This window comes from Allgaiera indica (genome assembly GCF_900106675.1).
Taxonomy (GTDB): Bacteria; Pseudomonadota; Alphaproteobacteria; order Rhodobacterales; family Rhodobacteraceae; genus Acidimangrovimonas; species Acidimangrovimonas indica.
This window is the reverse complement of record NZ_FNOB01000010.1, coordinates 52846-73868: the sequence shown is the minus strand read 5'-3', so window position 1 is coordinate 73868 and position 21023 is coordinate 52846. Positions and strand designations below refer to the sequence as shown.

The 21023-nt window shown below is 68.2% G+C and carries 19 protein-coding genes; 4 read left to right on the top strand and 15 right to left on the bottom strand.

The features are described from left to right. Positions 1–67 precede the first annotated feature (67 nt). The 3 genes from BLV97_RS10915 to BLV97_RS10905 form a co-directional block, all read right to left on the bottom strand. Positions 68–1036, bottom strand: a complete 969-nt coding sequence (locus tag BLV97_RS10915; protein ID WP_035846136.1) for a TAXI family TRAP transporter solute-binding subunit — start codon at positions 1034–1036, stop codon at positions 68–70. 109 nt (positions 1037–1145) lie between these two features. Further along, on the bottom strand, positions 1146–2486 hold the full coding sequence (locus tag BLV97_RS10910; protein WP_035846138.1) for an aspartate aminotransferase family protein: 1341 nt from the start codon (positions 2484–2486) through the stop codon (positions 1146–1148). After that, positions 2483–3373, bottom strand: a complete 891-nt coding sequence (locus BLV97_RS10905) for a MurR/RpiR family transcriptional regulator (RefSeq protein ID WP_035846140.1) — start codon at positions 3371–3373, stop codon at positions 2483–2485. Before BLV97_RS10905 ends, BLV97_RS10910 begins: the two co-directional genes overlap by 4 nt. A 93-nt stretch (positions 3374–3466) precedes the next feature. Between BLV97_RS10905 and BLV97_RS10900 the strand changes: the two genes are divergently transcribed. After that, positions 3467–4354 (top strand): beta-keto acid cleavage family enzyme, encoded by an 888-nt coding sequence (locus BLV97_RS10900; protein WP_081825188.1) that lies wholly within the window; start codon positions 3467–3469, stop codon positions 4352–4354. A gap of 130 nt (positions 4355–4484) precedes the next feature. Here BLV97_RS10900 and BLV97_RS10895 read toward each other — a convergent pair whose 3' ends face one another. The 8 genes from BLV97_RS10895 to BLV97_RS10860 are packed head-to-tail and all read right to left on the bottom strand — an operon-like array spanning position 4485 to position 11842. Continuing rightward, complete coding sequence (locus BLV97_RS10895) at positions 4485–5273, bottom strand: creatininase family protein (protein WP_035846142.1); 789 nt, start codon at positions 5271–5273, stop codon at positions 4485–4487. Beyond that, complete coding sequence (locus BLV97_RS10890) at positions 5270–5920, bottom strand: NAD(P)H-dependent oxidoreductase (RefSeq protein WP_035846144.1); 651 nt, start codon at positions 5918–5920, stop codon at positions 5270–5272. The genes BLV97_RS10895 and BLV97_RS10890 overlap by 4 nt, the downstream gene beginning before the upstream one ends. A 2-nt stretch (positions 5921–5922) precedes the next feature. After that, a complete protein-coding gene (locus tag BLV97_RS10885; RefSeq protein ID WP_035846146.1) occupies positions 5923–6504 on the bottom strand; it encodes an NAD(P)H-dependent oxidoreductase in 582 nt (193 codons plus the stop codon). After that, positions 6501–7901 (bottom strand): FAD-binding oxidoreductase, encoded by a 1401-nt coding sequence (locus BLV97_RS10880; protein WP_035846148.1) that lies wholly within the window; start codon positions 7899–7901, stop codon positions 6501–6503. Before BLV97_RS10880 ends, BLV97_RS10885 begins: the two co-directional genes overlap by 4 nt. Then, entirely contained in the window at positions 7898–9169 is a 1272-nt protein-coding gene (locus tag BLV97_RS10875) for a cytosine deaminase (protein ID WP_035846150.1), read from the bottom strand. Before BLV97_RS10875 ends, BLV97_RS10880 begins: the two co-directional genes overlap by 4 nt. Continuing rightward, positions 9169–10026 (bottom strand): ABC transporter permease, encoded by an 858-nt coding sequence (locus BLV97_RS10870; RefSeq protein ID WP_051646288.1) that lies wholly within the window; start codon positions 10024–10026, stop codon positions 9169–9171. The genes BLV97_RS10875 and BLV97_RS10870 overlap by 1 nt, the downstream gene beginning before the upstream one ends. Before the next feature lies 1 nt (position 10027). Beyond that, on the bottom strand, positions 10028–10825 hold the full coding sequence (locus BLV97_RS10865) for an ABC transporter ATP-binding protein (RefSeq protein ID WP_035846152.1): 798 nt from the start codon (positions 10823–10825) through the stop codon (positions 10028–10030). Next, the gene (locus BLV97_RS10860) at positions 10826–11842 is read right to left on the bottom strand and encodes an ABC transporter substrate-binding protein (protein ID WP_244521011.1); all 1017 of its coding nucleotides are present in this window, start codon (positions 11840–11842) and stop codon (positions 10826–10828) included. A 244-nt stretch (positions 11843–12086) separates the two neighbouring features. Between BLV97_RS10860 and BLV97_RS10855 the strand changes: the two genes are divergently transcribed. The 3 genes from BLV97_RS10855 (at position 12087) to BLV97_RS10845 (ending at position 15826) form a co-directional block, all read left to right on the top strand. Next, complete coding sequence (locus tag BLV97_RS10855) at positions 12087–12476, top strand: RidA family protein (protein WP_035846154.1); 390 nt, start codon at positions 12087–12089, stop codon at positions 12474–12476. 4 nt (positions 12477–12480) lie between these two features. Continuing rightward, positions 12481–14310, top strand: a complete 1830-nt coding sequence (locus tag BLV97_RS10850) for a bifunctional metallophosphatase/5'-nucleotidase (protein WP_051646289.1) — start codon at positions 12481–12483, stop codon at positions 14308–14310. 79 nt (positions 14311–14389) lie between these two features. Beyond that, on the top strand, positions 14390–15826 hold the full coding sequence (locus BLV97_RS10845; RefSeq protein WP_035846156.1) for a mannose-1-phosphate guanylyltransferase/mannose-6-phosphate isomerase: 1437 nt from the start codon (positions 14390–14392) through the stop codon (positions 15824–15826). Between the two features lie 51 nt (positions 15827–15877). Here the strand turns inward: BLV97_RS10845 and BLV97_RS10840 are convergent, their stop codons facing one another. From BLV97_RS10840 to BLV97_RS10825, 4 genes are all read right to left on the bottom strand, one after another. After that, the gene (locus tag BLV97_RS10840; protein WP_092164059.1) at positions 15878–17110 is read right to left on the bottom strand and encodes a mandelate racemase/muconate lactonizing enzyme family protein; all 1233 of its coding nucleotides are present in this window, start codon (positions 17108–17110) and stop codon (positions 15878–15880) included. A 69-nt stretch (positions 17111–17179) separates the two neighbouring features. Continuing rightward, positions 17180–18277, bottom strand: a complete 1098-nt coding sequence (locus tag BLV97_RS10835) for a zinc-binding dehydrogenase (protein ID WP_035846160.1) — start codon at positions 18275–18277, stop codon at positions 17180–17182. 27 nt (positions 18278–18304) lie between these two features. Continuing rightward, positions 18305–19516: a tetracycline resistance MFS efflux pump gene (locus BLV97_RS10830; protein WP_035846162.1), complete on the bottom strand. Its 1212-nt coding sequence runs from the start codon at positions 19514–19516 to the stop codon at positions 18305–18307. A gap of 92 nt (positions 19517–19608) precedes the next feature. Continuing rightward, complete coding sequence (locus BLV97_RS10825; protein ID WP_035846253.1) at positions 19609–20958, bottom strand: lyase family protein; 1350 nt, start codon at positions 20956–20958, stop codon at positions 19609–19611. Positions 20959–21023 lie beyond the last annotated feature (65 nt).

Here is a 21023-nt window from a genome sequence, read left to right as displayed (position 1 = left end):
GCGGCGCGGGGCCGCGGGGCAGAGTGGGCGGAAGGCGCCGGTGAAACGCCTTCCCCTGTGGCGTGGCTTACATCCAGCCGCGCTCCTTGTAGTATTTCACCGCGCCCGGATGCAGCGGCGCCGACAGGCCCTTCGAGATCATCTCTTTCGGGTCGAGATGGGCGAAGGCGGGGTGCAGTTTCTTGAACTCGTCGAAATTGTCGAAGACCGCTTTCACGAGGGCATAGACCACCTTGTCCGGCGTCTTGGCCGAGGTGACCAGCGTGGCGCGCACGCCGAAGGTCTTGGTCGGGTTCGGGTTGGCGTTGTACATGCCGCCCGGGATCGTGGCGTAGGAATAATAGGGATGCTCCTTGACCAGCGCATCCACCGCCGGCCCGGTCAGCGGGATCAGCTTGGCGCCGCACTGGGTGGTCGGGTCCTGAATCGCGGCCGAAGGATGGCCGACGCCGTAGAAGAAGCCGTCGATCTTGTTGTCGCAAAGCGCCGAGCCCTGCTCATCGGCCTTCAGTTCGGCCGCCAGCGAGAACGACTTGTCGCTCCAGCCCATCTGCTTGAGCAGCTCTTCCATCGACGAGCGCGTGCCCGAACCCGGGTTGCCGATGTTGAAGCGCTTGCCCTTGAAATCGGCGAAGGTCTTGATGCCCTCGTCGGGGCGGGCGAGCACGGTGAAGGGCTCGGGGTGGACCGAGAAGACGGCGCGCAGTTCCCCGACCTTCCTGCCCTTGAAATGGCCGGTGCCGTTGTAGCCCTGGTACTGCACGTCCGACTGGGCCATGCCGAAATCCAGATCGCCGGTATGGATCGCGTTCACGTTGAAGACCGATCCGCCGGTGGATTCGGTCGAGCAGCGAATGCCGGTTTCGGCGCGTGACTTGTTCATCAGCCGGCAGATCGCGCCGCCGACGGCATAATAGACGCCGGTCACGCCGCCGGTGCCGATGGTGATGAACTGATCGGCCGCCGAGGCCGGCGCGGCCTGCAGCCCGCCGGCGACCAGCGCCGCCGAGAAGAGGGTTTTCAAGGTGTTGGACATTTACTTACTCCCGTCTGGTATCGCCCCGCCCGGGGGGCACGTTTGACGCCCGGATTGTCCCCCGGGGCCGGTTTCGCCGGTGCCGATCACTTCGGCGCCGGTCATTTCCTCACGGCATGGCCGCGATCTCTTGCAGCCCGGCCTCGACGGCGCGGGCCAGGCGGTCGACGATGGTGCCGACCTGGTCTTCGGTAACGATGAACGGCGGCGCCAGCAGGACGTGGTCGCCCCGCGCCCCGTCGATCGTGCCGCCCATCGGATAGACCATCAGCCCTTCGGCCATGGCGGCCTTCTTGATCCGAGCGTTCAGCTTCAGCGTCGGGTCGAAGGGCGCCTTGGTGCCGCGGTCGGCGACCAGTTCGATCGCCCGGAACAGGCCGCGGCCGCGGATGTCGCCGACATTGGGGTGATTGCCGAATTGCGCCGTCAGCCGGTCGTGCAGCACGGTGCCCATGGCGCGGACATTGGCCAGCAGGTTGTCGCGCGCGATCACCTGCTGCACCGCCAGCGCCGCTGCCGCCGCCATCGGATGGCCCATATAGGTATGGCCGTGCTGGAAGAAGCCCGAGCCCTGGGCGAAAGCGTCATGGATATGGCCCCCCAGCAGCACCGCGCCGATCGGCTGATAGCCGCCGCCCAGGCCCTTGGCCACGGTCATCAGATCGGGGCGGATGCCTTCCTGTTCCACCGCGTGCAGGGTGCCGGTACGCCCCATGCCGCACATCACCTCGTCCAGGATCAGAAGGATGCCGTGACGGTCGCAGATCTCGCGGATGCGCTTGAAGTAATCCGCGACGGGGGGCACCGCGCCCGCGGTCGCGCCGACGACGGTTTCAGCCACGAAGGCGATGACGTTCTCGCCCCCCAGTTCCGCCACCTTGTCCTCCAGCGACCGGGCGGCGCGGGCGGCGTAATCGGCATCGCTTTCGGTCGGGCCCTGGTGGCGATAGGCGAAGCAGGGATCGACATGGTGGGTTTCGATCAGCAGGGGCTGGAACTGCCGGCGGCGCCATTCGTTGCCGCCCGCCGCCAGCGCGCCCAAGGTGTTGCCGTGGTAGCTTTGGCGCCGGGCGATGATGTGGCGGCGCTGCGGCTCTCCCTTTTCCACGAAATACTGCCGCGCCATCTTCAGCGCCGCCTCCACCGCCTCGGAACCGCCCGACACCAGATAGACATGCGACAGGCCCTCGGGGGCGTCGTTGATCAGGCGTTCGGCCAGCGCCTCGGCGGCGTCGGTGGTGAAAAAGCCGGTATGGGCATAGGCGATCTGGTCAAGCTGACGATGCAGCGCGGCCCGCACATCGGGATGGCCATGCCCCAGGCACGAAACCGCGGCACCGCCCGAGGCGTCGATATAGCGCTTGCCGGTCTTGTCGATCAGTTCGATCCCCTCGCCCCCTACGGCGACGGGAAGGGCAGAGGCGGTCTGGCGGTGCAGCAGACGGGTCATGACGGCGAGAACCTCGGGAACTGGTGGGAATGGGTGTTGAATTCGGCCATCTGCGCGTCGGTCTTTCGCAGGGCCTCCAGCGCGGCCTCGCCGCCGCGGCCGGCGACCAGCACAGCCAGGGTCTCGGCCAGGGTGAACGCCGGGGCCATGGTGTGGAAGAAAGAGGGGCTTTCGATCGGCACGATCAGCTTGTGGCGCGCGATCTGCGCCAGCGGCGAGACTTCGCTGTCGGTCACCGCGATCAACGGCACATCGCGCGCGGCGGCATATTCGGCGATCTCCAGCGTCGCGCGGGTGTAGGGCGCCACACTGACCGCGACCAGCGCGTCCTGCGACGTGGCATGGCGGATGCGGTCGATGCTGGTGCCGCCCATCCCGTCCAACAGCACGCCGCTTTCGCTGAAGAGCGACAGGATATAGGCGAAATGCCAGGCCACCGCGTGGCTGGAACGCAGCCCGAGGCAATAGATCCGCCGCGCCGCGCCAAGATCGCGCGCCGCCGCCGCCAGCCGCGCGAAGGTTTCGGGTGTCGTCATCTGCGCGATGTGCTGCGCGCCGGACCCCAGCAGTTCGGCCGCCAGCGCGCTGTCGCCCTTCAGCTTCTGATGCTCGACCTGGGCGCCCGCCCGCCGGGTGAAGCTTATGGCGCCATCGCGCACCGCCTCGGCATAGGCGGACTTGAGCGCGTCATAGCCTTCCAGCCCCAATTGCTGTGCCAGCCGGGTCATCGTGGCCGGTGTCACATTGGCCCGCCGGGCCTGTTCGCGCATCGACAAAAGCGCCACGTCATGCGGGTGGTCCAGCACATATCGCGCCGCCAGCTTCAACTGCGCGGGAAGGCTGTCGAAGGCCTTGATGATCGTGGCGGAAAGCGGGGCGGAGTCCATCCGTTCACTCTAGGCTCACGTTTCAGGGATTGCAACATATGTTGCATAACTATACTAAATGATACATATGGCATATCCATGGAGGTCCTGCCGATGCCATCGCAACCTGGCCCCCGTTCCCATCCCATTCCCGGCGCCGGTCACCTGGGGGCCACGTTTTGCCGCGCCCTGCCGCCTGTTGCCGTCGCAGTCGCGCCCAATGGCGCCCGGCGCGGCAAGGCCGACCATCCCGCGCTGCCGATGACGGCGGGGGAGATCACCCATGCCGCCGCCGAATGCCGCGCGGCGGGGGCGGGAATGATCCATGTGCATCTGCGCGACGCCGCCGGGCGGCACCTTCTGGACGCCGAGGCATACCGCGACCTGAGCGCGGCGATAAGGCGCGCGGTGGGGCCTGACATGGTGATCCAGATCACGACAGAGGCCGTGGGCCGCTATACGCCGGCCGAGCAGATCGCCGTGCTGCGGGCCTGCGCGCCCGAGGCGGCCTCGCTTGCGTTGCGTGAATTCGTCCCCGATCCCTCGCATGAGGGCGCCTTTGCCGAGACGCTGGGCTGGATGGCGCGGGAAGGCGTGCTGCCCCAGATCATCCTTTACGACGCCGCGGACGCGCGCGCCCTGGCCGATCTGCAGCGGCGCGGCCTGATCCCGTGGGCGTCGATCCCGGTGCTGTATGTGTTGGGGCGCTATGCGAAGGACCAGCGCTCGTGCCCGGCCGACTTGCTGCCTTTCCTGGCGCCGGACATGCCGCGTTTCGCGCATTGGAGCACTTGCGCCTTCGGCCCGGACGAGGCCGCCTGCGTCACCGCCGGGGCCTTTCTGGGCGGGCATGTGCGGGTAGGGTTCGAGAACAATCTTTTCCTGCCCGACGGGCGGCTGGCGGCGGATAATGCCGATCTGGTCTCGGCCGTCGCGGCGCTGCTGGCGGGCGCCGGGCGCCGGCCCGCTTCGGCGGACGAAATCCGCGCGGCGATGGCCTGATCGTAAGCAATCCCCGTTCCAATCGGCTCGGAACGCGGGTGGTTCCGATAAGTCGGCCTGGCATTCCTGACGGGTTCGCGAGCCTTCGTGACAGGCGGCGACACCTGTCGCCCGTCTTCACCGGCCCGCCTTATCCCGGCAGCGTCGGGGCAAAACCGTTTAGCGGCAGATCGCGGACCTCGCGCAGCATCTCGATGAAGCCCGCAACCTGAACGGCACAGGTGGCGCGGCCCTTTTCGGCGGTGGCCAGATGCGCCTCTCCCACAGCGCCCTCGGGGTTCAGGTCGGACGAGACCCAACCGTAGGACAAGGGCCCGGTCGGCGGGATCGGGGCGGTTTCGGCGCTGGATCGGAAATCCCGCGCCTGGCGCATGTCCACCGTCTCGGGGCGGAAGGCGAGCATCAGCGAGGTCTCGTAATCGCCCGCATGGATGCCGAAGCGGCGCTCTTGCTCGGAAAACATGCCCTCGGGCTTCGCGAACCCGCCCCACTGGCATTTCACAGCCAGCATCCCGGCGCGGACGCGCAATTCGCGCGACAGGATCGACACCAGGTCCAGGTTGCCGCCGTGGCTGTTCACGATCACCAGCTTGCGGATCCCGGCGCGGGCGACGGAAAGGCCGATTTCGGTCCAGGCGGCCAGCGCGGTCTGCGCGCTCAGCGTCAGGGTGCCGGGCGCGTGGACATGTTCGTTCGACTTGCCCACCGCCTGCACCGGCAGGATCAGGATGTTCAGATCGTCGGGGCAGGTGGCGCGCAGTTCGGCCAGCATGCCCTCGGCGATCATGGTGTCGGTGCCGGTGGGCAGGTGCGGGCCGTGTTGCTCGATCGCGCAGGTGGGCAGGATGGCGATGGTGGCGGCGGGATCCATCGCGGCGAATTCGGTGGTGCGGTACTGGGCCCAGTCGAGGCGTCTCATGGTGTCTCCGGGGCTGGGGGCGCGTCGCGGCGGGGGCGGGCCCCGGGGCGGGCGGCGATCAGGCGGTCCATCTTGCGGCCCACGCGCGCCAGGTGGCGGGCGCGGCTGGCGGCGGTGGAGGCATCCATCAGGTAGTGCGCGGCGAAGGTCCGGCGCGGGTGCGGCGCGCAGATCAGCGCCACCCCGCGCATCAGGGTGCGCTTGCCCGGTGCGCCGATGAACCAGGTCAGCCAGCGGCTGGCCCCGCAGGTGGTGAACACCCCCAGCCGGGTGATCCGGGTCAGCCCCGGGCGGATCCCTTGCTGCCCCGGGCCCGGCATCAGGAAGGCCACGTCCGGCAACAGAACCCGGTCCAGCCAACCCTTCAGCATCGCCGGCAGCCCATACCACCAGGTCGGATAGATGAAGATCAGCGTATCGGCCCAAAGCAGCGCCTCGACATCCGCGGCCACCGGCGCGCGGTTCGCGGGGGCGTCGAGATAGGCGCCATGTTCGGCGGCGTCCATCACCGGATCGAAGCCCCGCGCGTAAAGGTCGAGCAGCCGGAACTCGGCCCCGGCCGCCGCCAGCCGGGCAGTCACGGTGTTGCGCACGGCGGCGGTGAAGCTGTCTTCGCGCGGATGGCAATAGACGATCAGCGCACGCATCGTCAGAGCCCTTCCATCGCGCGGGCGACACGGGCCAGATGGGCCGCGCGGCGGGCGTCGGTGGCGCGGTTCATGTCGTAAAGCGCCAGATAGCGCAGGCGCCTGGCCTGGGTGGTGTAGCGCAGGGTGCGGGTGACCACCTTGCGCGGCGGGTCACCGGCCAGCATGGTGCGCAGCCGCGCGCCGCCATAGGTGACGCAGGCCGCCACCTTGCGGATATGGGTCAGGTTCGGGTGCACGACACCGTCGCGCATCACGAAGGACACGCCGGGCAGGAAGACACGATCGAAATAGCCCTTCAGGATCGCCGGATAACCCATGTTCCAGACCGGAAACACCAGCACCAGCGCCTGTGCCGCCAAGAGCCGTTCAACCTGCCGGGCGACGGGCCGCACGTTGGTGTCGACGTCGTGATAGCCCTCGCGCTCGGCACGCGACAGGACCGGATCGAAGCCTTCGGCGTAAAGGTCGAAATCGTCCACCTCCCAGCCCGAGGCCTTCAGTGTCGTCACCACCGTCTCGTGGACGGCGGCGTTGAAGCTGTCCGGTACCGGATGGGCGTAAAGGACCAGGGCGCGGCTCATTCGGCGGCCTTCATTCCGGGATAGGCATAGGGTTTCGCGTAATCCCAGTCCGTCCGATCCCAGGCGATCATCTTGCCGGGGTTCAGCAGGCCCTTCGGATCGGCCTCGCGCTTGAAATCCAGTTGCCGCTGGTCGTGCATCTGGCGGCCGCCTTCCTCCAGCGTGTAGCGGTGCGGGTTGAAGATCATGCAGCCCATCTCCTCGTGCATCAGCACGATCTCTTCCAGCCGCGCGTCGGTGGTGTAGCTCACCAGCGGCAGCCCGGCGCACATCACCTTGCCGTTCTCGCGCATGACTTCCAGGTGCTGCAGCACCTCGGCGCCGAAGGTGGCGCGGACCTTCTCGATCAGATCCAGATGGTTCGGGTAGGAATAGCGCACCTGCAGATAGGTGATCTCCGGCCGGAACTTGAGCGCCCGCAGCGTGGTGTGGTTCCAGCCGAACTCAAAGACCGGGCCGGGATCGCGGGGCCAGTCGTTGTCGTCCGAACGATACAGCACCGTCGCCCCCGGCCAGCGCGTGGTGAAGGTAAGGAAGGCGTCCATCGCATGGGGCGCGACCATCAGCCCGACCAACGTGTCTTCGGGCGTCACATGTGGCTTCACCCGCTGGAAGTAGTCATGCGCCATCGGCGCCTCGTAGACCGAGGCAAGCTTGATCAGGATGCCGTCCTCGTTCGCCAGGTCGCAGGCGTAGCGCGCGGCGTCGGGGAAATTCTTGAAGCAGACGAAGAGGTCGATCCAGTCATAGGCCGGGGCCAGGGGCATCTCGAGTTCGGTGATGATGCCGTTGGTGCCGTAGGCGTGGGAAACGCGGGCCAGTTCCTCGCCGCGGAATTCCAGGATGCGGGGGTCTGCCTCCATGGTGATCACGCGCAGGCGGATGATGTTGCCCAGATCGCGCAGCGCGCCCCAGGTGACCGATCCCACCCCGCCCGAGCCGCCGGCGACGAAGCCGCCGATCGTGGCGGTCGCGGCGGTCGAGGGGGTCATGCGCAGTTCCTGCCCGCATTTCTGCTTCGTCTCGCGGTCGAGATCGCGGATGATGCAGCCGGGTTCCGCGATCACCCTTCCGGGGTGGATCTCCTTGACCTTCGCAAAGTTCTTCATGTGGATCACGCAGCCGCCCGCCAGCGGCATCGACTGGCCGTAATTGCCGGTGCCGGCGCCGCGCACGGTGACCGGCACGTCATGGGCATAGCAGGTCTTGAGGATCTCGATCACCTCGGCCTCGGACGCCGGGCAGACGACGAAATCGGCGCTGACATGATCAAGCCATTTCTTCAAGAGCGGCGAATACCAGAAGAAATCGCGGCTTTTGGATCGGATCGCGCTGGGGCTTTCGTCTTGCTCGATATGCGACAGGGCGGCCTTGGCGGCGGCGACGTTGGGGGTCATGCTTGCCTCATCAGATGATCGAGTTCGGCGTAATCGGGCAGGGTGCGGTCGATCTGGCGGCCGCCGCGCAACACGATGCGGTCGGACTGGGGCCGCGCGAACAGCTCGGTCCAGCCCCGCGCCCGGCTGATCACCAGATCGGCGGGCGCGCCCGGCGCCAGGCTGGGCGCCTCGAACCCGCAGGCCCTGGCGGGATTGGTCAGGAAGGCCTGAACCCAATCCGCCCGGGAATGGTCGAGATGGGCGATGCGGGTGGCTTCTCGCATCACTTCGATCATGTCCAGATCGCCATAGGCATAGAACGGATCGCGCGTGTTGTCGGAGGCGAAGCTGACGTTGATGCCGCGCGCGCGCATCTCGTGCACCAGCGTGACGCCGCGCCAGCGTGGGGTGCGGCCCGGACTGCGATCTTGCAGATACATGTTGCACATCGGCAGGCTGACCACGTTCAGCCCGGCCTTCGCCACAAGATCGAGCGTTGCGAAGGCCTCGGCCTCGGGCTGCACGGCGAGTGAGCAGCAATGCCCAACCGTGACCGGCGCGTCGAAGCCGGTTTCCAGCACCAGTTCGGCGATCACCCGCAGCGTCGCGACCGAGGCATCGCCGGTCTCGTCGACGTGGAAATCGGCCGCCAGCCCGCGCTCCGCCGCCAGGCGGAAGAAATCCAGAAGCCGCACGCGCAGATCCGCCACCGGATAGGTGACGCAGCCCAATACGCCGCCCGATGCCGCCACGATGTCGGCGGTCTTCGCGTAGGGCCCGTTGCCCGAAACGTTGTCGATCCCAACCAGGCAGGAGGCCTGCAATTCGATCCGGCCGCGCCAATCCTGCCGCATCTCGCGGAAGACGGGGAAGGAGATCGCGTCCTGCGGCGGCAGGCTGTCCAGATGCGTGCGGATCGCCCGCGTCCCATGCGCGTAGGCCGAGCGTAGGGCGAAATCCATCCGCGCGCGCACGTCTTCGGGCGACCAATGCGCGGCGCGGTCGGCGCCCACGGTGGTCAGCGCGCCCATGAAGCTGCCGTCGGGATTCGCCGCGCGTGGCCAGATATGCCCCTTGTCGAGATGCGTATGCATGTCGATGAAGGCCGGAAACACCATCGCCCCCTTCATGTCCACCTCGGGCAACCCGGGGCGCGGCGCGGCGATCTGGCCGCCCTCGATGCACAGATCGAGGGGGATCAGATCGCCGGGTTGGCCAAGAAGGCAGGCCGGGGTGGTCAGGTTGCGAAGGACAAAGGCGCCGCTGGGCAGAACGCGAAAATCCATCAACTCTCCCGTTTGATCGCGCTTTCGTGCCACTTGCGCAGCAACAGATGGCTGAGCAGCGACAGCGCCATGAAGATCACCACCCCCATCGCCGCGATCAGGATCAGCGCGGCGAAGACGCGGGGGATGTTCAGCCGGTAAGAGCTTTCGAGGATGGTGAAGGCAAGGCCCGACCCCACGCCCCCGGTGCCGGCCACATATTCCGCGACCACCGCCCCGATCAGCGCAAGCCCCCCGGCGATGCGCAGCCCGCCCAGGAAATAGGGCAGCGCGGCGGGCAGCTGCAGGTAGCGCAGCCGCTGCCAGCGGGTGGCGCCGTAGATCGAGAACAGGTCACGCAGGTTGTGGTCGGCCGATTTCAGCCCCAGCGTGGTGTTCGACAGCACCGGAAAGAACGCCACGATCCAGGCGCAAAGCAGCATGCCGATCAGCTTGGACTGGATGTAGATGAAGATCAGCGGCGCGATGGCGACGATCGGGGTCACCTGCAAGATCACCGCATAGGGGTAGAAGGACATCTCGAAGAACTTGCTTTGCGTGAACAGCACCGCAAGGCCCACGCCGCCGATCACCGCGACCAGCAGCGCCAGGAAGGTGGTGCGCAGCGTGATCAGCAGCGCCTTGAACAGGATCACCCGGTCAACCCACAGGGTTTCGGCCACCAGCCCCGGACGTGGCAGGATGTAATGCGGGATGTTGTTCCAAACGCAGATCCGGTCCCACAGGAAGATCATCATGACCAGCACGATCAGCGGCATCAGCCAGCGGCCCAGCCGTTCGCGGCGGCGGGCGCGGGCGCGGCGGGCTTCTTCCTCGTCAAGGACCGGGGCGGCGGCGGCAGTGTCGGCAATCGCCATGTCAGTCTCCGATCGCGTCGTGAAGCGCGGCGCTGGCGGCGCGGCAATGGGCGGCGTAATCGGCCGAGGTGCGGAAATCCTCGCCGCGCGGATAGGGGGCGACTACGGCGACCTCGTGGATCACCCGGCCCGGGCGCGCGGCCATCACCACGATCCGCGACGACAGGAATACCGATTCAAACACCGAATGGGTGACGAAGACGATCGTGCAGCCGATCTTGGCGCGCAGCGCCAGAAGGTCGTTGTTCAGCTTGTGGCGGGTGATCTCATCCAGCGCGGCGAAGGGTTCGTCCATCAGGATCAGCCGCGGGTTGGTCACCAGCGCACGCGCGATCGAGACCCGCATCTTCATCCCGCCCGACAATTCGCGCGGGTAGCTGGCGGCGAATTTCTCCAGCCCGACCAGGGCCAGCGCCTCATCGATCCGGCCCTTCATCGCGGCGAAGGACTTGCCGCGCAGACGCCAGGGCAGCCAGACATTCTGCGCCACCGTGGCCCAGGGCATCAGCGTGGGTTCCTGGAACACCACCCCCAGATCGCCCGCATCCTGCCCGCCGGCCCAGTTGATCCGCCCCGAGGTCGGGTGGCTGAGCCCGGCGATCAGCCGCAGCGCGGTGGACTTGCCGCAGCCCGACGGCCCCAGAAGCGAGATGAAATCGCCCTGAAACACATCAAGCGACATCCCCTTCAGCGCCACCAGATCGCCGTTGAACACTTTCGAGACGCCGTCAAGCGACAACAGCGGCGCCGGCTGCGCGGCGGCGGCCCCCGCCGCCACGCCGGTTTCCTGCAAGGTCATCTACTGCCCCAGAAGTTTCTTCTTCACCGGTAGCGAGGCGCCGGTGTTGGCGTACTTCAGGGTGTAGATCTTGTCGATATCCAGACCCTTTTCGACCACGCCGGCCTTGACCATCTTGTCATAGAAGCTGTGGATCGTCTCGCCGCTCATCGCGCCGATGCCCTTGGTCAGCGAAAGGCCGGAATCCACGATGCCGTGCTCCTTCATCGCCTTGACCGAGAAATCCAGCTGCGCCTGGCTCATTTCGGCATTGGCCTTCAGGATCGCGGCGTTGCCCTTCGAGGGATCGCCATACAGGTAGTTCGCCCAGCCGACGGCCGAGCCCTCGACGAAGCATTTCACCCATTCGGGATGCTCCTGGAGCGTGCTCTGCATCGTCTCGATCAGGGTCGAGGGCGTGTTCCAGCCGTGATCGGCCAGCAGCCAGACATCGGGCTTGAAATGGCCCTGGGTTTCCACGGCGAAGGGTTCGGACGTGACATAGCCTTGCTGCGCGCTGTCCTTGTCGGCGATGAACGGGCCCGAATTGAAGGTATAGGGCACGCGGTTGCTGGCCTTGAAATGCCTGGCGGTGATCAGCCATTGGTAGAAGGTCTGATAGCCGTTGTTGCCGATGAAGATCTTCGGCAGGTCGCCGATTTCCTTGAAATCCTTCACGCGGCCCGGATGGGTCATCAGGATCTGCGGATCCTTCTGGAAATCGGCCGCGACTACGACCAGCGGAATGCCCTGCTTGGCGGCCTGGAACGGCGACAGGAAGTTGCCGTCCATGTTGAAGGTCAGCTTGCCGGCCATCATCATGGCCTTGTTGTTCACCTGCGGACCGCCCGGCACGATGGTCACGTCCAGTCCGCATTTCTTGTAGGTGCCGTCGGCCACCGCCTGGTAATAGCCGCCGTGTTCGGCTTCGGGCAGCCAGTTGGTGCCGAACGTCACCTTGTCCAGCGCCAGGGCCGGGCCGGCGCCCAGGGCCAGGCTTACGACCGCTCCGGTCAGGGCCGCGTGCATCATCTTCATCAGGAAACCTCCTTCGTGGTCCTTGGCAGGCTCTTGGTCCGGGGTAAGCTTCCCACGGCGATCGTGACAGAATCTTGAGCAAACTTGTGGCCTGAGTCCATCATTTGCTGTTTTTTTGGCCTGGAATCGGCCACTTTGCCCAGTCAGGCGCCCCAGCACCCGCCAGTCCGGTTAAGCGATTGTGCGCGCGCGTCACACGCGGCAGGGTCCCTGCGCGCCGATTCTGCCCGCGAAAGGATAGTTCATGACCCCGCTCTCGCCTGACACGATCCGCCGCCCCTTCGCCCGCTATTCCCACGGGATAGAGGTGCCCGCCGGCGCGCGGCTGGTCGTGACCTCGGGGCAGCTTGGCGTGCGCCCCGACGACAGCGTGGCCCAGGATGCGCGCGGCCAGACCGATCAATGCTTCGCCAATATCGCCGCGATCCTGGCCGAGGCCGGCATGGGGCCCGCCGACGTGATCCGTATCAACGCGTTCGTCACCGACCGCGCCCATATGGCGGGCTACATGGCGGCGCGCGACGCCTGGCTGGCCGGGGTGCCGGTGCCGCCGGCCTCGACCCTGGTGATCGTCTCGGGCTTCACCCGGCCCGAGTTCAAGGTCGAGGTCGAAGTCACCGCCGCGAAGGTCTGATCCGATGCCAGCCACCCCCGTGCAGATCCGCCTGGACCCGCAGGGCCGGGGCGCCCGCATCCGTCGTGCCGCGCCCAACCCGCGCGGCGGTCTCGATGCGCTGTGGCTGATCGATGCCGACCCGCTGGCCCCGGCCCCCGCCGAATTGCTGACCGCGACGCCCGATGACATGCCCGGCGCCCGGCGGCCGGTGGCCCGGCGGCTGCGCCTGCTGCATGTGAACGATCTGCACAACCATCTGGCCGATCTGCCCGAGGGCCCCCAGCGCATGGCCGAGATCGCCGGCCACGTCGCCCGCGCCCGGGCCGAGGCGGCCCCTGACGAGGCGGTGCTGTTCCTGTCCGCGGGCGACGATCATACCGGCTCGATCTTCGACGAGCTTCTGGGCTGGGGGGCAGAGGATTTCACCCTCGATCCCGGCTACCGGGCGCTGTCGGCGGCGGGCTGCGATGCGGCGGCGATCGGCAATCACGAATTCGACCGCGGCGCGGCGCAGCTGGTGCGCGGGATCGTGGCGGATGCCGATTTCCCGGTGCTGTCGGCCAATGTACACGGCTCGGCCCATCTGGTGCCGGGCCAGCATTTCCATGCCGCCGCGCTGGCCGAGGCGAAGGGACTGCGGATCGCGATCATCGGCCTGACCACTAGGGTCGAGACGCGCGTGGGTCAGCCCTCGGATCCGACGCTTGCGGTGGCAAGCCCGGTCGAGGTTCTGGCGAAACTCCTGCCGCTGGTCGCGCCGCTGGCGGATGTGGTGGTGATCCTGTCGCATTGCGGCTACGGCGGCGGCAACCATGCCTCGGGCAAGGCCGTAGTCGCGCGCGACATCGGAGAGGCCGATTTCGCCCTTGCCGACACCGCGGCGGGGCTGGTCGATGTGCCCTGTGTGATCGTCGGCGCCCATACCCATACCCGGTTGAACGAAACCGGGGTCGAGGCGCAGAACCTGCGGCGCGGCATCCTGATCGCCCAGGCCGAGGCCAACGGTCGCTTTCTGGGGGAAATCACCCTGACGCCCGGCGCACCGCCCGAGGCGCGGCTGATCGCGCTGGGGCAGGGGGGCGGCGATGCCGCGTTCGCGCGGGCCCATCTGGCGCCGATGATCGCGCTTGTGCGCGAGCGGATGGAACAGCCGGTCGGTCATGCGCCGGACGATGGCCTCGATTGGAACGCCACCCGCGACAGCCGCTATCGGGGCGAATGCGCGCTGGCCAACTACATGAACGACGCGCTGGTCGCGGAACTGGCGGATCTGCCCGGCGGGGCGCCGGATCTGGCGCTGCTGAACGGTGGCTCGATCCTTGCGGGGGTGGCGCGGGGCAATGTGACCTTCGGGCAGTGGTTCGACGTCATGCCCTATTCCGACGAGGTCTTCATCCTGACCGCGACCGGTACACAGATCGCCGAGATCCTGCGCTCGAACGCGCGCCGCCTGTTGCGGCCCGACGAGACGGGGATCGACACGGCGGGCTTCATCGCGCGGGGCTTTCTGCATACCTCGTCGGGGCTGCGCTACCGCATCGACACCGGCGCCGCGGCCGCCAAGGCCACGCCCGAGGAGATCGCGCTGTTCGGTCAGCCCGTCGCCAAGGTCGCCGACCGGCCGTTTCGCATCGCCATGACCACCTATCTGGCGCTGGGCAGCTTCGGCGAGCGCTGGAACGGGTTGCCGATCGCGGGCGGGGTTGAGGGGGATCTGCCCGGCTACGATCTGCGTGCCCTGCCATCCCAGAATAGCGGCCTCGTCTACCGCGAGGTGCTGGTGCGCCACATCCGCGCCAACCCCGAGATCGCGGCCCGCCCCGACGGGCGGCTGCGGATCACCGGCGGCTGAACGCTTGCCTCGGGGGCGCGGTCGGGTATGGTGCCCGGCAGATTGCGAAAACCCGGCAGGGCAGAAGGATAGTTCCGCGATGACGATTTCCCCGGTTCTGATGTGCGGCGGCGCGGGCACGCGGCTTTGGCCGCTGTCGCGCAAGAGCTATCCCAAGCAATTCGTGCCGCTGGTGGGAGAGGAAAGCCTGTTCCAGGCTGCCGCTCGGCGCCTTTCGGGGCCGGGATTTTCCGCGCCGGTGGTGGTGACGGGATCGGATTTTCGCTTCATCGTCACCGAACAGCTGGCGGCGCTGGACATCCGCCCCGGCGCCATCCTGATCGAACCCGAGGCGCGCAACACCGCGCCCGCCGTGCTGGCCGCCGCGCTGCATCTGGCGGCCACCGACCCCGAGGCGCTGATGCTGATCGCACCGGCCGACCATGTGATCACCGACCCGGCGGGTTTCCGCGCCGCGGTCGAGGCCGGGGCGGACGCCGCGCGCGCCGGTCAGATCGTGACCTTCGGCATTCGTCCCACGCGGGCGGAAACCGGCTATGGCTGGCTGGAACTGGCAGCGCAGCCCGGCGGCGGTACCGATCCCGTGGCCCTGATCCGCTTTGTCGAGAAACCCCAGGCCGCGCGTGCCGCCGAGATGCTGGCGGCAGGCAATTTCCTGTGGAACGCGGGGATCTTCCTGTTTTCCGCCAAGACCATGATCGCGGCCTTCGAGGCCCATGCGCCGGCCATTCTGGGCCCGGTGCGCGCCGCCGTCGAAGGTGCGCAATCCGATCTGGATTTCCTGCGCCTCGATCCCGGCCCCTGGGCCGAGGCCGAGGAGATCTCGGTCGATTTCGCGATCATGGAGCGGGCCTCGAACCTGACGGCTGTGCCCTATGGCGGCGGCTGGTCGGATCTGGGCGACTGGGCCGCGGTGCGCGACGAGATGGGCCCCGACGCTGCCGGCAATGCCGCCGCCGGCCCGGTGACCGCGATCGATTGCCAGGGCAGCCTGCTGCGCTCCGAGGCCGAGGGGCTGGAACTGGTGGGGATCGGTCTGCGCGACGTGGTCGCGGTGGCCACGCCCGATGCGGTGCTGATCGCCGACAAGTCGCGGGCGCAGGACGTGAAGCAGGCGGTGGCCGCGCTGAAGGCGAAATCGGCACCCCAGGCCGAGAGCTTTCCCAAGGATCACCGCCCCTGGGGCTGGTTCGAAAGCCTGGCGATCGGCGAGCGCTTTCAGGTCAAGCGCATCGTCGTGCATCCGGGCGCGGCGCTATCCTTGCAAAGCCACCACCATCGGGCCGAGCACTGGATCGTCGTGCAGGGCACCGCGAAGGTGACGATCGACGACGAGGTGAAGCTGGTAACCGAGAACCAGTCGGTCTACATCCCGCTGGGCGCGAGGCACCGGATGGAGAATCCGGGCAAGCTGCCGATGGTGCTGATCGAGGTGCAGACCGGCGGCTATCTGGGCGAGGACGACATCATCCGCTATGAGGATGTCTATTCACGCGGCCAGGGGGCGAAGGGCTGACGCCCTTCGCGGTTGGCGTATTTATGGAACAATGAAAGGCGTTTAATGCGCCTAGGTTGATGGGGCGCCGCCCTCGAAACGGTTGCCGTGGGCGTAGTCGCAGGGGGCTTCCTGCATTTCGAGATGCAGCTTGTCGCCGGTATAGGGATGGGCGCGGGCGAGGGCCTCGTCGACCTCGATGCCGAGACCGGGCGCATCGGGCGGCAGGATGAAGCCCTCTTCCCAGCGGATCGAATGCTTGATCAGCGCCAGGTGGAAGGCGCCGCCCTGTTCGATGGTCTCGGCCATCAACAGGTTCGGGATCGAGGCTGCGAGGTGGATGTTCGCCGCCCATTCGATAGGGCCGGCGTAGAGATGGGGGGCGATTTCCGCGTTGAAGGGTTCTGCCAGGGCCGCGATCTTCTTCGCCTCCCAGATGCCGCCGACACGTCCCAGGGCCGGTTGCAGGATCTTTGCGCCGCCAGCGCGCAGCAGGGTGGCGAATTCGGCCTTGGTGGTCAGGCGTTCGCCGGTGGCGATGGGGATGCGAACTGCGTCCGCGACTTTCGCGAACTCGAGTGGGTTGTCGGGCGGGATCGGTTCCTCGAACCAGAGCGGATTGTAGGGTTCCAGCGCCTGCCCCAGCCGGATTGCGCCGGCGGTGGTGAACTGGCCATGGGTGCCGAACAGCAGGTCGGCGCGGTCGCCCACGGCTTCGCGGATGGCGCGGCAGAAGGCAACCGAGCGGGTGATGTCGGACATCGCGGGCTGGTGGCCGCCGCGGATCGTGTAGGGGCCGGCGGGGTCGAATTTCACCGCGGTGAAGCCTTCGGCCACGCGCGCGGCGGCGGTTTCGGCGGTAAGGTCGGGGTTGATCCAGAACTCGGGGTCCGGATCGTCCCCATCCGGGTAGAGATAGGTGTAGGAGCGGATGCGGCGGTTCATCATGCCGCCGAGCAGCGCCCAGACCGGGCGGTTTCGCGCCTTGCCGATTATGTCCCAGCAGGCGATTTCCAGCCCCGAGAAGGCGCCCATCACCGTAGGGTCGGGGCGCTGGGTGAAGCCCGCGGAATAGGCGCGGCGGAACATCAGCTCGATGTTTTCGGCGCTTTCGCCTTGCATGTGGCGGGCGAAGACATCCTCGATCACCGCGCGCATCGCCTTGGGGCCGACGGTCGAGGCGTAGCATTCCCCCCAGCCGATGATGCCGTCATCGGTGGTCAGCTTCACGAAGGTCCAGTAGCGGCCGCCCCAGCCGGGGGCCGGCGGGGCGGTGGTGATGATGTCGAGATCCTGCAGGCGCATTGCGGACTCCGTGTGCGGGGGTCGGGGTGCTGCCCCCGGACCCCCGGGGATATTTCCGCCGGACCGAGGTCAGCCGGGGAGGGCGGCGAAGGTGATGACGTTGCGGCGGGCATGGCCTGCCTTGGTGTCGGCGATCGCCTCGTTGATCTGGTCCAGCGTGTAGGTCTTGGTGACCAGCTCGTCGAGTTTCAGGCGGCCCTGCTGGTAGAGATCGACCATCCAGCGGATGTCGCGGCCCAGCACGGTTTCGCCCATCAGCGAGCCGATCAGATGCTGGCCGGTGGCGGCAAGCATCACCGGCTCGTAGCTGGAGGTGGCGCCCGAATGGGGCATGCCGACGGCGACCACCTTGCCGCCGGGCGCGAGGTAGCGGGTGGCGGTGTCATAGGCGGGGATGGCGCCGACGGTGACGAGGACGGCATCGGCCTTTCGCCCGGCCAGCTTGCGCGCGGCGGACCAGGGTTTGGGGTCGGTCGCCAGCACGCCGTCGGTCGCGCCGAAGTCGCGCGCGGCGTCAAGTTTGTCCTGGCTCATGTCCACCGCGATGATCCGCGCGGCGCCGGCGATGCGGGCACCCTGGATCGCGTTGAGGCCGACGCCGCCGGCGCCGATCACCACCACCACGTCGCCGGGCCGCACGCCGGCGGTGTTCACCGCCGCGCCGATGCCGGTGATCGCGCCGCAGCTCAGCAGACAGGCCGAGGCGGCCGGGATTTCGGCCGGGTAGGCGGCAATCTGGCTGTGGTGGACCACCGCCTTTTCGGCGAAGGCGCCGCAGGCCAGGCCATGCTGCAAGGTGCCGCCCTGCGCGGTCTTCAGCGGGCCGTTGTCCTTGTCATAGGGGGTTTCGCAATGCACCGGGTCACCGGAGGCGCAGGTCGGGCAGGTGCCGCAGGACCGGATCAGGGTGACCAGCACGGATTGGCCGACCGCGTAGTTGGTGACGCCTTCGCCCAGCGCGGTGATGCGGCCGGCGCCCTCGTGGCCGTAGACGGCGGGCAGGGTGCCGCCCCAGGCGCCCTCGGCATAGTGGATGTCCGAATGGCAGATGGCGACGGCGTCGATCGCGACCTCGACCTCGCCGGGGCCGGGCGGGGCCAGCAGCACCTCCTCGATCTTCAGATCCTCGTTGAAGGCGTGGCAGACGGCGGCGCGGATCTTCTGCATTTGGTCCTCTCGATGTTTTGGCTGAGGCTAGGATGTTGTGCGTCGAGCGCAAGGGGCAGGCGCGACATGAAGCGCGACGGCGGCGACAAGCAGCAGCGCCGAGACCAGGAATGGCGCGCCCGGGGCGAAGATCGGGGCTTTGGGCCCGGTGAAGGCGGCGAAGACCGTGGTGGATATCAGCGGCGCAACGATCATGGTGATCGCGGAAAGGCTGGCCAGCAGGCCCTGCAATTCGCCCTGCGCGTCGTCGGGCGCGGCGTGGGATGCGATCGCCTGCAGCGCCGGCGCGGCGATGCCCCCCAGCGCCGAGACCAGAACGAAGGCGAGCGCCGCGTTGCCGTTCCAGACGAAGGCGAAGAAGAAGGCGGAAACCACGTCGATCACCAATCCCAGGGTGGCGGTGCGGCGTTCGCCCATCAGGCGGATCGCGGGGCCGACCAGAAGCGCCTGCACCGCCATGAAGCCGGCGCCGTAGAAGGCCAGCGACAGGCCGATCATCTGTGCGTCCCAATCGAAGCGGGCGGCGCCCCAATAGGCCCAGACCGCAGGATAGACGAAATTCGCGATTTGGGCGATCAGGAAGACCACCATCAGCCGCGACAGGCCGGGCAGGCGGGCGGCGGCACGGAAGGCGCCCAGCGGATTTGCGCGGCGCCAGGAAAACGCGCGCGGCGTGCGCAGGGTCTCGGGCAGCACCAGCGCGCCGAAGGCCAGATTTGCTGCGGCCATGGCGGCGGCGATCCAGAACGGGGCGCGGGTGCCGAAGCTGGCAAAGAGCCCGCCCAACGCCGGGCCCAGGATGAAGCCCAGGCCCAGCGCGGCGCCGATCAGGCCGAAGTTGCGGCCGCGCCGCTCGGGCGGCGAGATGTCGGCCACATAGGCCGCGGCGGTGGTCTGGGTCGCCGCGGCCAGCCCCGCGACCACGCGGCCCGCAAGCAGTAGCCAGATCGTGCCGGCCACCGCCATCACCAGGTAATCGGCCGCCATGACCCCCAGCGCCAGCAGCATCACCGGCCGCCGGCCGAACCTGTCCGACAGGTTGCCGATGACCGGCCCGAAGGCGAATTGCATCACCGCGAAGGATGCCGTCAACACCCCGCCCCACAGCGCGGCGTTCGAAAGGCCGCCGCCGGTGACCGATTCGATCAGTTCGGGCATCACCGGGAATATCAGCCCGATCCCGATCGAATCGAGCAGGACCGTCAGGACCACGAAGGTCATTGCCGCGCGGTTTGCCATCGCCCCCCCTTTGCGTCTTTCCCCCCCCCCGGTAGCCCGGTCGGGTGCCGCCTTGATCGCCCTTGCAGGTCGCGCCTGCGGCCCGGCGGAGCCTAGCCCTGGGGCGCGCCGGTGCGAAGAGCCTCGGCCTCGGCGGCGAAGGCGCGGGCCTCGGCCGGGGCGGTGCCCATCTGGCTTTCCGCCGACAGCAGCGCGGCCCAGTCGGTATCCGGCCAGTCGCGGGCGGCGATCACGGGCAGGGGCGTGTGGGTTTCGCGCGCCTCCTTGGCCCGCGCCTTGACGGCTGCCTGGGCCTCGGGGCGGGGCATCCGGCGCGCCAGGGCAAAGCTCAGCGCTTCGGCGTGAATCAGCCCCAGGCCGCCGTCGAGCGCCGCGCGCATCTTCGCTGCATCAGGCCCCAGCGTTCCGGCCAGGCTGGCGGCCCGGGCCAGCGCCGCGCCGGTACCGATCGCCAGTTGCGGCAAGGCCATCCATTCGGTGATCCAGGCGGCCGCGTCGCGCTGCAAGGCATGGACAGAGGCGCCCTGAAGCGCCGCGTTCAGCGCTGCCGCCTGCCGCGCCAGCGCCACCAGCACCGAGGGCGCCACCGGGTTTTGTTTTTGCGGCATGGTCGACGAACCGCCGCCCTGGCCCAGCGCCACCTCCTCGATCCCGCTCTGCGCCAGCAGCATCAGGTCCTCGCCCATCTTGCCCAGGCTGGTGGTGAGGCCGGTCATCCAGCCGGCCAGTTCCGCGATCCGGTCGCGCTGCGAATGCCAGCTTGCGCCCGGGTCGGACAGGCCCAGGGCCCGGGCCAGTTCGGCGCGCACCATGGGGCCCTCTGGGCCCATTGCGCCAAGCGTCCCGGCGGCGCCCGACAAGGACACCACCAGAAGGCGCGGGCGCAGTTCCTCCAGCCGCTGCAGGTGGCGCAGCAGCGGCGCGCCCCAACTGGCGACCAGGGCGCCGAAGCTGGTGGGCGTGGCCGCCTGGCCATAGGTGCGCGCCGCCATCGGGGTTTCGGCGTGGGTCTTGGCCAGCACGCCCAGCGCCTTGATCAGCGCGACCAGGCGGGCCTGCTGGATCGCCAGGGTCTGGCGCAGGCGCAGGACCAGCCCGGTCTCGGCGATGTCCTGCGAAGTCGCGCCCCAGTGCAGATATTGTGCATGTGCCGGCGCCTCCAGCGCCTTGCGGGTGGCATCCACCAGCGCGGGGACGGGCACCGCATCCTGGGCGATGCGCTCGGTCAGCGCGGCGGGGTCGATCTGCACCTCATGGCAGGCGCGGTGCAGGAAGGCGGCGCTTGGCTCGGGGATCAGGCCAAGGGCGCCCTGGACCCGCGCCAGCGCGCCCTCGACCAGCAACATGGCGCGGATTTCGGCGCTGTCGGTGAACAGGCGCGCGGTGTCGTCGTCGCCCAGAAGGCCGCGGTAAAGCGCGCTGTCGAGCGGGGACGCCGGCATCATGCCCCCCCGCGTCCGGGGCCTGCGCCGGCCGGGCGGTCTTCGTGGCGATCCAACAGCCCCGT